This window comes from Roseburia faecis, from assembly GCF_001406815.1.
Classification (GTDB): Bacteria; Bacillota; Clostridia; order Lachnospirales; family Lachnospiraceae; genus Roseburia; species Roseburia faecis.
Map to the genome: position 1 here is coordinate 1 of NZ_CVRR01000081.1, position 457 is coordinate 457.

The 457-nt window shown below is 40.0% G+C and carries 1 pseudogene; it reads left to right on the top strand.

Going from position 1 to position 457, the window contains the following annotated elements:
• Nucleotides 1-180: pseudogene (locus M72_RS17400) on the top strand (IS91 family transposase); the annotation flags it as partial.
• Nucleotides 181-457 lie beyond the last annotated feature (277 nt).

Here is a 457-nt window from a genome sequence, read left to right on the forward strand (position 1 = left end):
AAAAGCCAGAAGCTCACCCTTTGCAGAAATTTACTTGGATGTAAGAAGTATCTTTCAAAGCTTCGTGACTTGGAAATGCCTGAAATATTGGAACATCTTTATGGCATCAAAGTTTGTGTGTGTAAGGCATGTGGTGGGCATCTCGGAAAGCCGCAGATGAGAATGCCACTGCGCTGCTAAAGAGCAACATCTAATACTTTCAAAAGCCTCAGTTTCTGAGGTTTTATCGTCATGCCCATTTGCCTGTTTTTTATAAAATGTTGTAGCTTTCATACCGAGAATCATATATAATCATGGACAGGAACAAAGAATTGAAAGTCCATAGGTTGCGGCTACCCGGACGCTCACTTTGTTCAATTAGGTCAAATCGAAAATGGTGTAAATGAAGGGGCAGTTCTCTGCAATGTCAAAACTGCTTTTTCGTTTACCCCATCATCGATTGTAACCTAAAGAATTT